Genomic DNA, 11,875 nt, shown 5'->3' on the forward strand with positions numbered 1-11,875 from the left:
CAGCGACCGGCTGAAGGCCTACGGAGTCGCCATCTCGAACCAGACCACCTTGCCCGTGGAGAGCCGGGTCGCCCCCCACCGCCTGGCCAGCCGGTTCACCAGGAACAGCCCGCGCCCGCCCTCGTCCGTCTCCCGGGCACGCCGCTGCCTCGGCAGCTGCGGGGAGTCGTCGCCGACCTCGCAGCGCAGGATGTCCGTGCGCAGCAGCCGCAGGGTCACCGGCCGCTCCGCGTAGCGCACCGCATTGGTCACGACCTCGCTGACCAGCAGCTCCACCTCGTCCGCGAGGTCGTCCAGACCCCACCGGCTCAGCGCCCTGCGGGCCAGCCTGCGGGCCCGGCCCGGCGCCGCGTCCTCCGGTTCCAGGAACCAGTACGCCACGTCACTCGGAGCGATGCCGTCGAAGCGGGCGGCCAGCAGGGCGATGTCGTCGTCCCGGTCGCCGGGCCCGAGCATGTCCAGCACGTCGTCGCAGAGCGCTTCCAGCGGCGGCGAATGGTCCGGCCCGGTCAGCTGGGCGGTGGTGGCGAGCCGCTCCCGCAGGATCTCGATGCCCGTCCAGACGTCCCGCATCCGGGACTCCACCAGGCCGTCCGTGTAGAGCAGCAGCGTGGCCCCGGCCGGCGCGTCCAGCTCGACGGCCTCGAAGTCGACCCCGCCGACCCCGATCGGCGCACCCGGCGGCACCCGGAGCACCTCGGCCCGGCCCCCCAGGTGGAGCAGCACGGGCGGCGGGTGGCCGGCGTTGGCGATGGTGATGCGGTGGGCGACCGGGTCGTACACCGCGTACAGGCAGGTCGCCATGCGGTCGCTGCCCAGGCGCTGCGCCTGCTCGTCCAGATGGTGCAGGACCTCCTGCGGGGGCAGGTCGAGGCCTGCCAGGGTCTGCGCGGTGGTGCGCAGCTGGCCCATGATCGCCGCGGACGTCATGGAGTGCCCCATCACGTCGCCGACGACCAGCGCGACCCTGCTGCCTGGCAGCGGGATCGCGTCGTACCAGTCCCCGCCCACCCGGGCGGTCTCCGCGGCCGGAAGGTAGCGCGAGGCCAGGCGCACGCCCGTGGGCTGGGGCAGCGAGTCGGGCAGCATCGTGCGCTGGAGCTCGTCGGCGATGTACGCCTCGCGGCCGTACAGCACGGCCTTGTCGATGCCGAGCGCGGTGTGCGTGGCCAGCTGGGCCGCGACCAGCAGGTCGTTCGCCTCGAACGGCGGGCGGTCCGTGCCGCGCAGGAAGACGGCGGCGCCGATCACCCGGCGCCGGCCCCGCAGCGGCGCCAGGATGGCGCGGTGCCCCGTCGGCACCGTACGCCCGGCGCCCAGCAGCTCCGGCAGGGCGACGCGGGCCGCGGCGGAGTCACCGAAGACGGGCCGCACCCCGCGCAGCACCTCGGCGAGTGCGCCGCCGGCCCGGATCTCGCACAGGTCGGCGGCGGGCAGGAGACCGGCCTGCGGGTCGGTGACGGGCAGCCGCAGCCGCTCGCCCTCCGGCCCGCTCTCGCCCTCCTCGTCCGCCAGCCGCAGCCTGTCGGTACGCCGCAGCCGCAGCACGAAGGGGTTGACCGGCCGTTCGTCGCCCACCGGGAGCGGGTCGCGGAGGTAGACGAGTATGGCGTCGGAGAACGTGGGCACGCTCGCCCGGCACAGGCCCAGCACGATCTCGTCCAGGTCTATGCCCCGGGCGATCCGGCGGGTCGCCGCGCCGACGAACCGCAGGCGGTCCCCCTCGCGGCGGCTGAGGGTCTGGGTGTCGGCGACGGGCGGGGCCGCCTCCGCACCGGGTGCCGGATTCGGTACGACGTTCGGGACGGGACCCTTCGCCGCGTTCGGCACGGGGGAGGGACCGGGGATCGTCGCGCCGGCAGCGGCACCCGGCGGGGCCTCCTGCTGCCGGGGCCGGGCGCGTTCCTGCGGCCGGGCAGCGAGGGGCTGCCGGCCTTCGTGGGAGGTGGGATGCTCCGTCACGCGTGGGATTCCGTCCGTCCGGGCCGGTTGTATGAGGCAGGCACAGTCACCTCGGGGCGTCGCGTCACTGTGCCCCGGCAAGAGCGGTGAGAACAACGGCTGTCACCGGATGCCCTCGGAAAAGGGGCCGAAACCGTGCGCCCGCGCAAGGGGCCCGGCCGGGGTCTCCCGGTGGCCGGGCAGCGGACAGCGAGCACGTCTCCACCCCCTCGTAGTGGTTCATGCGACCGCATGTCCACCGGCCCGGTAAGCCGTGTGACGCATGCGGTGTGTGCGGTGACTGGTGGTCAGGCCCTTGGCCGGTCACGCCGGTTGTGGCGCGTCGGTCCGGCGGAGCGGTTCATGGAAGGCGATCCTACGTTTGCCCCCCTGGGGTGCATCAAGGGTCTCACGACGGCGTGGGGGCGGGGGTGCGGTCCCAGTCATCGGGCAGCGGGGGGACGGTCCACCGGGGGTCGGGCCGCCAGTGCTCCCAGCCGTCACTGAAGGGGGTGCCCCAGCTCCGGATCACCTCGACCGCCGCCAGCCCCGCCTCGCGCACCCGCCGGGCGGTGGCCTCGTCCATGAGCCCGACCCGTTGCGCCTGGGCGAACTCGTCCTCGTCGAGCCACTCCCAGCTGCGGTCCGGGCGGACGGAGATGTCGAGGAAATGGTCCTGCGAGTCGACCCCGCCGGCCCAGCGTGAGTGGGGCTCCTCGAGGTTGACGTACCAGTTGCGGAAGAGCCAGCCCCGGTCCCAGAAGAGCCAGACCGACCAGGGGTCGCCCGGCCGGGCGAGCTTCAGCACACCCGAGCCGAACCACCGCGAGCGGACCGTGGTGCGCGGGCGCGTGTAGCGGGTGGCCAGCGGCTCGGCGTGCACCTGGGTGCCGTCGGCGAGGACCGGCTTCACACACTCGGTGCCGGACGCCATCCAGACGGCCAGCAGTTCGTCGGTGTCCTGGACGACGGTGACCGGCCGGCAGATGTGGACCTCGCGCCCGCCGTCACCGGCCCTCCCGTTGGCCCGGTAGCGCCAGAGAATCCGGTCCCCCGGCGCCCAGCGCACCCCGTCCCCCGCACCCGCCCCGGTGCCCGTCCCCGTACCCGCGTCCGTCGCTGTCATGAAGAGATCTTAGGGACGTGCGCGCCGGAGCGGTGGGTTACGCGTCATGGCCGGGTCATACGCAACACGTCCAGGGCCTCGTCCAGCTGTTCCGAGGTCAGGTCGCCGCGTTCGACGTAGCCCCCGGCCAGCACGGTCTCCCGGATCGTCGTGCCGTCGGCCAGGGACCTCTTGGCGACCTTCGCCGCCTCCTCGTAGCCGATGTACTTGTTCAGCGGGGTCACGACCGACGGCGAGGACTCCGCGTAACGCCGTGCCCGCTCCACGTCGGCCGTGATGCCGTCGACCGTGCGGTCGGCGAGCAGCCGGGAGGCGTTGGTGAGCAGCCGCACCGATTCGAGCAGGTTCTTGGCCATGACCGGGAGCATCACGTTGAGCTCGAAGTTGCCGGCCGCTCCGGCGGTGGCGACCGTCGCGTCGTTGCCCGTCACCTGGGCGGCGACCATCAGCACGGCCTCGGGGATCACCGGGTTGACCTTGCCCGGCATGATCGACGAACCGGGCTGGAGGTCGGGCAGGCTGATCTCGGCCAGGCCGGTGCGGGGGCCGGAGGCCATCCAGCGCAGGTCGTTGGAGATCTTGGTGAGGGAGACGGCGACGGTACGGAGCTGGCCCGAGGTCTCCACGAGGGCGTCCCTGGCCCCCTGTGCCTCGAAGTGGTTCCGGGCCTCGGTGAGCGGCAGCCCGGTCGTGCGGGCGACCTCCGCGATCACCGCCGCGGAGAAGCCGGGCGGGGTGTTGATCCCGGTGCCCACCGCGGTCCCGCCCAGGGGCAGTTCGGCGAGGCGCGGGAGCGAGGCCCGCAGCCGCTCGACGCCGTGGCGGATCTGTGCCGCGTAGCCCCCGAACTCCTGGCCCAGGGTGACGGGCGTGGCGTCCATCAGGTGCGTACGGCCCGACTTCACGACCTCCGAGAATTCGGCCGATTTCCGCTCCAGGGCGGCGGCCAGATGTGCGAGCGCCGGGATCAGGTCGGCGGTGACGGCGGCGGTCGCGGCGATGTGGATCGACGACGGGAACACGTCGTTCGACGACTGGGAGGCGTTGACGTGGTCGTTGGGGTGGACCTCGCGCCCGAGCCGCTCACCGGCCAGCGTGGCCACGACCTCGTTGGTGTTCATGTTGGACGACGTGCCGGAGCCCGTCTGGAACACGTCGACGGGGAAGTGCTCGTCCCAGCGCCCCGCCGCCACCTCGGCGGCGGCCTCCTGGATGGCGTCCGCGATGTCCGGATCCAGCACCTCCAGCTCGGCGTTGACCTTGGCGGCCGCGGCCTTGATCCGCGCCAGGGCCTCGATGTGGGCCCGCTCCAGGCGCTGCCCGGAGATCGGGAAGTTCTCCACCGCGCGCTGGGTCTGGGCACGCCACTTGGCGTGCGCGGGTACCTTCACCTCGCCCATCGAGTCGTGCTCGACGCGGTATGCCGTTTCCTCGGCCGCTTCGTCCATGGTGTTCAGACCTCCTGATGCAGATGAGCACGTGGGGTGTTCCGCGTATTCCCCGGCGCCGTCCGCCAGAAAGTACCCGGGAAGAGGCCGTCGGCCCGTCATGCGGGGCACGGACGCGGCAAGGGCGCCCCGGCCGGCGGCCGGGGCGCCCCTGGAACGCGGGACCGGGAGGGTCAGCCGAGGCCGGGGCCGCGGACCGGGATGCTCGTGAAGGTCGGTGCCGGGGCGGGCTCGGTGAAGAAGTCGTTGCCCTTGTCGTCGACCACGACGAACGCGGGGAAGTCCTCGACCTCGATCCGCCAGACCGCCTCCATGCCGAGCTCCTCGTACTCGACGACCTCGACCTTCTTGATGCAGTCCTGCGCGAGGCGCGCGGCGGGGCCGCCGATCGAGCCGAGGTAGAAGCCGCCGTGCGCGTCGCACGCGTCCGTGACCTGCTTGGACCGGTTGCCCTTGGCGAGCATCACCTTGGAGCCGCCCGCCGCCTGGAACTGTGCGACGTAGCTGTCCATCCGCCCGGCCGTCGTCGGGCCGAAGGAACCGGAGGCGTATCCCTCGGGGGTCTTCGCCGGGCCCGCGTAGTACACCGGGTGGTCCTTCAGGTACTGCGGCATCTCCTCGCCGGCGTCGAGCCGCTCCTTGATCTTGGCGTGCGCGATGTCGCGCGCCACGACCAGCGGTCCGGTCAGCGAGAGCCGGGTCTTGACCGGGTACTTGGTCAGCTCGGCGAGGATGTCGTCCATCGGCCGGTTGAGGTCGATCCGGACGACGTCGCCGGCCTCGTCCAGGTGCTCGTCGGTGGTGTCGGGGAGGAAGCGCGCCGGGTCCTTCTCCAGCTGCTCCAGGAAGACCCCCTCGGCGGTGATCTTCGCGGTGGCCTGGCGGTCCGCCGAGCAGGAGACGGCGATGGCGACGGGCAGGGACGCGCCGTGCCGGGGGAGGCGGACGACGCGGACGTCGTGGCAGAAGTACTTGCCGCCGAACTGGGCGCCGATGCCGATCTTCTGCGTCAGCTCGAAGACCTTCTGCTCCAGGTCCTTGTCCCGGAAGCCGTGGCCGGTCGGGGAACCCTCGGCGGGCAGCTCGTCCAGGTAGTGCGCGGAGGCGTACTTCGCGGTCTTCAGCGCGAACTCGGCCGACGTGCCGCCGACGACGATCGCGAGGTGGTACGGCGGGCAGGCCGCCGTACCCAGCGAACGGATCTTCTCCTCCAGGAACTTCATCATGGAGGCCTCGTTGAGGACCGCCTTGGTCTCCTGGTAGAGGAACGACTTGTTGGCCGAGCCGCCGCCCTTGGCCATGAAGAGGAACTTGTACGCGCCGCCGTCCGTGGCGTACAGCTCGATCTGGGCCGGGAGGTTCGAGCCGGTGTTCTTCTCGTCCCACATGTTCAGCGGGGCCATCTGCGAGTACCGCAGGTTGAGCTTCGTGTAGGCGTCGAAGATGCCGTGCGACAGGGCCTCCTCGTCACCGCCCTCGGTGAGCACGTTCTGGCCGCGCTTGCCCATCACGATCGCGGTGCCGGTGTCCTGGCACATGGGCAGGACGCCCGCGGCGGCGATGTTCGCGTTCTTCAGGAGGTCCAGCGCGACGAACTTGTCGTTGGAGGAGGCCTCCGGGTCGTCGACGATGCGCCGCAACTGCGCCAGGTGGGCGGGCCGCAGGTAGTGCGAGATGTCGTGCATGGCCTCGGCCGCGAGGGTGCGCAGGGCCTCCGGAGCCACCTTGAGGAACGTACGGCCGTCGGCCTCGAAGGTCGAGACGCCCTCGGCGGTCACCAGCCGGTACGGCGTGGTGTCCTCTCCCAGGGGGAGCAGATCGGAGTACGCAAACTCTGGCATTACGGCCATTCCTCACTCGGCGACAGCGGCTGACCACCCTTGGGCAGCGCACCCACCAGGGTAGAGCGCCGGAGGCACGCCGTTCCTGTGAGGTAAGGCTCACCCGGACCGCCCGGCCCGCGGGGGCTGATCCCGGGAACCGATCCGGGACGGGGCCGGAGAGGCACTGGTCGCGATCTATCGCGTTTGGGTAGGCTGGTTCGGTGGACCTCGAGAAGCAGCCCCACCAGCCCGTCGCTCCGGCCGGTCCCGCGCCCGCCGGAATCCGCGCTTCCGACGCGGACCGCGACCGGATCGCGGACATCTTGCGAGAGGCCGTGGCCGAAGGCCGGCTGACCGCCGAGGAACATGCCGAGCGGGTCGAGCTGGTCTACCGGGCCAAGACCGTCGGTGAACTGGAGCCGCTGGTCCAGGATCTGCCGGCGCCGGACGGCGGTGTCCGTCAGGCCGCCTCGCCCTACGGCTACGGCCCCGCGGAGCCGGCCGGGCCCGCCGAGAACCTGGTGGCGGTCTTCAGCGGCTCCACCCGTCGGGGCCGTTGGCGCGTCGGCGGCCGTACGAACGCGTTCGCGCTCTTCGGCAGCGTCGAGATAGACCTCACCGAGGCGCTGTTCGGCCAGCGTCTGACGGTCATCAACGCGACGTCCATCTTCGGGAGCGTCGAGATCAAGGTCCCCGAGAACATCTCGCTCCGCGGCAGCGGCACAGGTGTTTTCGGCAATTTCGAGGTCGACACACTGGAATCCGCGGACCCGGAGGCACCGGTGGTCGTCGTGAACGGCTATTCCGTCTTCGGGCACGTCGAGGCGAAGCCCAAGCGCGGCAAGCTCATCGCCAACCTCCACAAGCAGTTGCGCAAGCACCTCGGCCACTGACGCCGGACCACCGGCGAATTCAGGCCAGCCGGCGGTCCGGTGCGGCCGCGGGGGCCCGGGGCGACGCCACTCAGTGCATAGGCGTGCGTACAGCGGGTAGGGAGTGCTGCATCGTCTCTCGCTCGCGAAGCCCAAGCCGTCGTCAGGAGTGGACCGTGCTGCACATGCCGCATCAGCCCCTGCAGGTCGCCGCCGTGCCGACCCAGCGCGCACCCGCGCGGGAGGATCAGGCGGGGCCCTGGCACGCGGAGGCGGTGTGCCGCCGTGACGAGGCAGGACTGTTCTTCGCCCCGTCGAAGGAGCCGACTGCCGCCCGGCTGTCCCGCGAGGAGGCGGCGAAGCAGGTCTGCGCGCGATGCCCGGTGATGGTGGAGTGCCAGGAGCACGCGCTCCTGCAGCCCGAGCCGTACGGCGTGTGGGGAGGCCTCACCGCCGCCGAGCGCCGTGTGGTGCTCGCCCGGCGCCGCCGGCGGGACATGGAGCTCAAGGCCGCCGCCTCGACGGAGCGCATAGCCGCGGCGGGCTGAACCCCGCGCACACGGATGTGGGGGCCGCCCGGCCGGGCGGCCCCCACATCCTCACGTGGCGCCTACTTGGCGCGGTCGAAGTCGATCGCGCTGTAGGCGCGCAGCTTCGAGAGCCGGTGCGTCGAGTCGATCGTCCGGATCGTGCCCGACTTGGACCGCATCACCAGGGACTGCGTGGTGGCCGTCTCCGCGCGGTACCGCACACCGCGCAGGAGCTCGCCGTCGGTGATCCCGGTGGCGACGAAGAACACGTTGTCCCCGCTGACGAGGTCGTCGGTCGACAGCACCCGGTCCAGGTCGTGGCCCGCGTCCAGCGCACGCTGCCGCTCCGCCTCGTCCTTGGGCCAGAGCTTGCCCTGGATGACACCGCCGAGGCACTTTATGGCGCAGGCCGAGATGATGCCCTCGGGGGTGCCGCCGATGCCCATGAGCAGGTCGACGCCGGTCCCCTCGCGGGCCGCCATGATCGATCCGGCGACGTCGCCGTCGGAGATGAACTTGATCCGGGCGCCCGTCTCCCGGATCTCCTTGACGATGCCGTCGTGCCGGGGCCGGTCCAGGATGACGACCGTGACGTCCTCGGGGGTCGAGCTCTTGGCGCGCGCGACGCGCCGGATGTTCACGGACACGGGTGCGTTGATGTCGACGAAGTCGGCGGCCTCGGGGCCGGTGACCAGCTTGTCCATGTAGAAGACGGCGGACGGGTCGAACATCGCGCCGCGGTCGGCGGCGGCCAGGACGGCGATCGCGTTGGGCATGCCCTTGGCGTTGAGCGTGGTGCCGTCGATCGGGTCGACGGCGATGTCGACCTCGGCTCCGGTGCCGTCACCGACGCGCTCGCCGTTGAACAGCATGGGCGCTTCGTCCTTCTCGCCCTCACCGATGACGACGATGCCGTTCATCGACACGGTGGAGACGAGCGTGCGCATGGCTTTCACGGCGGCGCCGTCGGCGCCGATCTTGTCGCCGCGGCCGACCCAGCGCCCGGCGGCCATGGCGGCGGCCTCGGTGACCCGGACGAGTTCCATGGCCAGGTTGCGGTCGGGGGCCTCCGGGGAGACCTCGAGCTGGGACGGCAGATGATGCTCGGACATCGGAGCGCACCTTTCTGTACGACGACGACCGGAAAAGAGGGTGCTGTGACTCTATCGGTAGGTCGATAAAATGAGCAGACCGGGTCACGTATGAGCGGGTGCCCGCTGGTGGGGCGCCCGGAGGCCCGTGCCACCATTGAGTCCGTGGCAAGCAAGCGAGGCAAGCAGACCGTCCGGGACATGTTCCTGTCGATGCTCGTGATCACCGCGGTGGCGGGCGTCGTCTACATCTTCATCCCGCACGACGACAAGGCCGACCCGATCAAGGCGGTCGACTACCGGGTCGAGCTCGCGACGGCCCGTCGCGCCGCGCCGTACCCGGTGGCGGCGCCCGCGGGGCTGTCCAAGGACTGGAAGCCGACCTCCGTCTCGTACGAGGGGCAGGCGGGCGCGGGCTGGCACCTGGGCTTCCTCGACCCGGACGGCAACTACGTCGCGGTGGAGCAGTCCACGACCCCCGCCAAGAAGTACGTCCCCGACGTCAGCCAGGACGCGAGGGACACCGGGCACACCGAAGAGGTGGCGGGCCAGGAGTGGCAGCGCTGGGAGGGCCCGAAGTACGACGCCCTCGTGCTGCACGCGGAGGGTGTGACCACGGTGGTCACCGGCTCGGCCCCGACCGGCCGGCTGGCGGAGATGGCCGCGGCGCTGAAGACCGCCCCCGCCGCCTCCTCCTGAGGGCCCCGCCCGTACGACGAGAGGGCCCGCGGCGCGCTTGTGCGCGCCGCGGGCCCTCTCGTCGTACGGGGGATCAGACGGTCGTGACGACCTCGTCGTAGGACAGGCGCGGCAGGCGCGGGAACCAGGCGTCGTCGCCGGGCTTGCCGATGTTGACGGCCATGAGCAGCTTGTGGTCGCCGTCCAGGAACTCCTTCTCGATGCCGGCGGCGTCGAAGCCGGTCATCGGGCCGGCGGCCAGGCCGGCGGCGCGGACGCCGATGATGAAGTAGGCGGCCTGCAGTGCGGCGTTGAGCGCGGCGGACTGCTCGCGGACCGGGCGCTCGGAGAAGAACGCGTCCTTGGCCTGCGGGAAGTGCGGCAGGAGCGCCGGGAGTTCCTCGTGGAACTCGTGGTCCGCGACGAGGAGCGCGACCAGCGGAGCGGCCGTGGTCTTCGGGCGGTTGCCCTCCGCCATGTGCTTGACCAGACGCTCGCGGCCCTCGGCCGAGCGGACCAGGACGACGCGCAGCGGCGACTGGTTGAAGGCCGTGGGGCCGTACTTGACCAGGTCGTAGATCGCCTGGACCTGCTCGTCGGTCACCGGCTCGTCGGTGAACGTGTTGGCAGTGCGGGCCTCGCGGAAGAGGAGGTCCTGGGCGGCGGGGTCAAGAACGAGGGACATCTGGGGCGTTACCTTCCGGACGGCTACGGGGGTCGAGCTCTGCGAGCACCGTAACCGAAGAATAGATTAAAGTTCAACTAAATTGGTGGCGGAGTGACCCACGGCACAGACACGCCCGTAGGCGAGTCCCGCCGATTCGTCAGTCAGTGTTCCCGTCGGCCTCGCCGGCCTCGCCGGCCTCGTCGGACCGCTCCGGGCGTGCCAGCGCCGCGTCCAGCCGCGCCCGGGCGCCCTCCAGCCAGTGCCGGCACACCTTCGCCAGCTCCTCGCCCCGCTCCCACAGGGCCAGCGACTCCTCCAGCGTCGTGCCGCCCGCCTCCAGGCGGCGTACGACCTCGATCAGCTCGTCCCGCGCCTGCTCGTACCCGAGCGTGCCCGTCGCGGCAGCCGTCGTCGTCCCGTCGTCCGTCATGCCGTCCACCCTATGCGCGGGCTCCGACAATCCCGGCGGCTCACTCCGCGACCCGGACCGTGAACTCGCCCTCCGACACCCGCGCCCGCAGCTCCTCGCCCGGCGCCCCGGCGTCCGCGGGGGAGCGCACCACATGACCGTCCGGCCGCTGGAGCACCGCGTACCCCCGCTCCAGCGTCGCCGCGGGCGACAGCGCCACGACCCGGGCCCGGGTGTGCGCGAGCTCGGAGTCGGCGCGGTCCAGCAGATGCCCGAGCACCCTGCGGCTGCGCCCCACCAGGGCGTCGACCTCCGCCTCCCGCTCGTCCACCATCCGCTGCGGACGCTCCATGGAGGACCTGCCCAGCGCGTGCGCCAGGCCCCGTTCCTCCCGGTCGATCAGCCCCCGCACCGTGCGCAGTGCCCGGTCCCGGAGCTGCTGGACGCGGTCGAACTCCTCGCCCACGTCCGGCACGACCTTCTTCGCCGCGTCCGTCGGCGTCGACGCCCGCACATCCGCCACCAGGTCGAGCAGCGGCGAGTCCGGCTCGTGCCCGATGGCGGAGACCACCGGCGTACGGCACGCGGCCACCGCCCGGATCAGCGCCTCGTCGGAGAACGGCAGCAGGTCCTCGACACTGCCGCCCCCGCGGGCCACGACGATCACGTCGACCTCCTCCAGGCCGTCCAGCTCCTGGACCGCCTGGACCACCTGGTTCACGGCGTGCACCCCCTGCACGGCCGTGTTGCGCACCTCGAAGCGGACCGCGGGCCAGCGCCGCCTGGCGTTCTCCAGCACGTCGCGCTCGGCCGCCGAAGCCCGCCCGGAGACCAGGCCGACCAGCTGCGGCAGGAAGGGCAGCGGCTTCTTCCGGTCCAGGGCGAAGAGCCCCTCGGCGGCCAGCGACTTCTTCAGCTGCTCCAGCCGCACCAGCAGCTCGCCGATGCCCACCGGCCGTATCTCCGTGGCCCGCAGGGACAGCTGGCCACGCGGCGCGTACCACTCGGGCTTGGCGAGGACGACGACCCGCGCGCCCTCGGTCACCACGTCGGCGATCCGGTCGAAGACCTGCCGGAAGCAGGTCACGCTCACCGAGATGTCGTGGGAGGGGTCGCGCAGTGTCAGGAAGACCACCCCGGCTCCCGGCCGGCGCGACAGCTGGGTGATCTGCCCCTCGACCCAGACGGCACCGAGCCGGTCGATCCAGCCGCCGATCAGGCGTGACACGTCGCCGACGGGCAGCGGGGCTTCCGGGGACGTAGTGAGAGCCATACGGGCGAGCGTAACGG

Annotated in this window: 11 protein-coding genes; 3 read left to right on the forward strand and 8 right to left on the reverse strand. The window is 71.9% G+C overall.

Annotated features, from left to right (window positions below; translation table 11 throughout):
* Positions 1-18: 18 nt before the first annotated feature.
* From ACIRJR_RS08250 to ACIRJR_RS08265, 4 genes are all read right to left on the reverse strand, one after another.
* On the reverse strand, positions 19-1,962 hold the full coding sequence (locus ACIRJR_RS08250; RefSeq protein WP_403775633.1) for a SpoIIE family protein phosphatase: 1,944 nt from the start codon (positions 1,960-1,962) through the stop codon (positions 19-21).
* A gap of 388 nt (positions 1,963-2,350) precedes the next feature.
* Complete coding sequence (locus tag ACIRJR_RS08255) at positions 2,351-3,067, reverse strand: DUF402 domain-containing protein (RefSeq protein ID WP_403775636.1); 717 nt, start codon at positions 3,065-3,067, stop codon at positions 2,351-2,353.
* 44 nt (positions 3,068-3,111) lie between these two features.
* A complete protein-coding gene (locus ACIRJR_RS08260) occupies positions 3,112-4,515 on the reverse strand; it encodes a class II fumarate hydratase (RefSeq protein ID WP_403775639.1) in 1,404 nt (467 codons plus the stop codon).
* A 173-nt stretch (positions 4,516-4,688) separates the two neighbouring features.
* Positions 4,689-6,356, reverse strand: coding sequence for a fumarate hydratase (locus tag ACIRJR_RS08265; protein ID WP_403775642.1), 1,668 nt, complete (start codon positions 6,354-6,356; stop codon positions 4,689-4,691).
* A gap of 203 nt (positions 6,357-6,559) precedes the next feature.
* Between ACIRJR_RS08265 and ACIRJR_RS08270 the strand changes: the two genes are divergently transcribed.
* Both ACIRJR_RS08270 and ACIRJR_RS08275 read left to right on the forward strand, forming a co-directional pair.
* Entirely contained in the window at positions 6,560-7,231 is a 672-nt protein-coding gene (locus ACIRJR_RS08270; RefSeq protein ID WP_403775645.1) for a DUF1707 domain-containing protein, read from the forward strand.
* Positions 7,232-7,386: 155 nt separating this feature from the next.
* The gene (locus tag ACIRJR_RS08275) at positions 7,387-7,758 is read left to right on the forward strand and encodes a WhiB family transcriptional regulator (protein ID WP_403775648.1); all 372 of its coding nucleotides are present in this window, start codon (positions 7,387-7,389) and stop codon (positions 7,756-7,758) included.
* 62 nt (positions 7,759-7,820) lie between these two features.
* Here ACIRJR_RS08275 and glpX read toward each other — a convergent pair whose 3' ends face one another.
* On the reverse strand, positions 7,821-8,852 hold the full coding sequence (gene glpX, locus ACIRJR_RS08280) for a class II fructose-bisphosphatase (protein WP_403775651.1): 1,032 nt from the start codon (positions 8,850-8,852) through the stop codon (positions 7,821-7,823).
* A gap of 144 nt (positions 8,853-8,996) precedes the next feature.
* Here glpX and ACIRJR_RS08285 point away from each other — a divergent pair, with 144 nt between their 5' ends.
* On the forward strand, positions 8,997-9,530 hold the full coding sequence (locus tag ACIRJR_RS08285) for a DUF4245 domain-containing protein (protein WP_403775654.1): 534 nt from the start codon (positions 8,997-8,999) through the stop codon (positions 9,528-9,530).
* Between the two features lie 73 nt (positions 9,531-9,603).
* Here the strand turns inward: ACIRJR_RS08285 and ACIRJR_RS08290 are convergent, their stop codons facing one another.
* The 3 genes from ACIRJR_RS08290 to xseA all read right to left on the reverse strand — a co-directional run bounded on the left by ACIRJR_RS08290 (position 9,604) and on the right by xseA (position 11,858).
* Complete coding sequence (locus ACIRJR_RS08290) at positions 9,604-10,194, reverse strand: malonic semialdehyde reductase (RefSeq protein ID WP_403775657.1); 591 nt, start codon at positions 10,192-10,194, stop codon at positions 9,604-9,606.
* A gap of 139 nt (positions 10,195-10,333) precedes the next feature.
* Entirely contained in the window at positions 10,334-10,606 is a 273-nt protein-coding gene (locus ACIRJR_RS08295) for an exodeoxyribonuclease VII small subunit (RefSeq protein WP_403775660.1), read from the reverse strand.
* A gap of 40 nt (positions 10,607-10,646) precedes the next feature.
* Positions 10,647-11,858 carry an exodeoxyribonuclease VII large subunit gene (gene xseA / locus ACIRJR_RS08300; RefSeq protein WP_403775663.1) on the reverse strand — a complete coding sequence of 404 codons (1,212 nt, stop codon included), beginning with the start codon at positions 11,856-11,858 and terminating at the stop codon, positions 10,647-10,649.
* Positions 11,859-11,875: the final 17 nt, after the last annotated feature.

It is taken from the genome of Streptomyces sp. NPDC102402, assembly GCF_044765765.1.
In the GTDB taxonomy this organism is placed as follows: domain Bacteria; phylum Actinomycetota; class Actinomycetes; order Streptomycetales; family Streptomycetaceae; genus Streptomyces.

Coding starts and splice junctions, on each gene's coding strand:
- ACIRJR_RS08290 (WP_403775657.1), bottom strand. CDS start 10,194: ATGTCCCTCGTTCTTGACCCCGCCGCCCAGGACCTCCTCTTCCGCGAG.
- ACIRJR_RS08255 (WP_403775636.1), bottom strand. CDS start 3,067: ATGACAGCGACGGACGCGGGTACGGGGACGGGCACCGGGGCGGGTGCG.
- xseA (WP_403775663.1), bottom strand. CDS start 11,858: ATGGCTCTCACTACGTCCCCGGAAGCCCCGCTGCCCGTCGGCGACGTG.
- ACIRJR_RS08295 (WP_403775660.1), bottom strand. CDS start 10,606: ATGACGGACGACGGGACGACGACGGCTGCCGCGACGGGCACGCTCGGG.
- glpX (WP_403775651.1), bottom strand. CDS start 8,852: ATGTCCGAGCATCATCTGCCGTCCCAGCTCGAGGTCTCCCCGGAGGCC.
- ACIRJR_RS08265 (WP_403775642.1), bottom strand. CDS start 6,356: ATGCCAGAGTTTGCGTACTCCGATCTGCTCCCCCTGGGAGAGGACACC.
- ACIRJR_RS08260 (WP_403775639.1), bottom strand. CDS start 4,515: ATGGACGAAGCGGCCGAGGAAACGGCATACCGCGTCGAGCACGACTCG.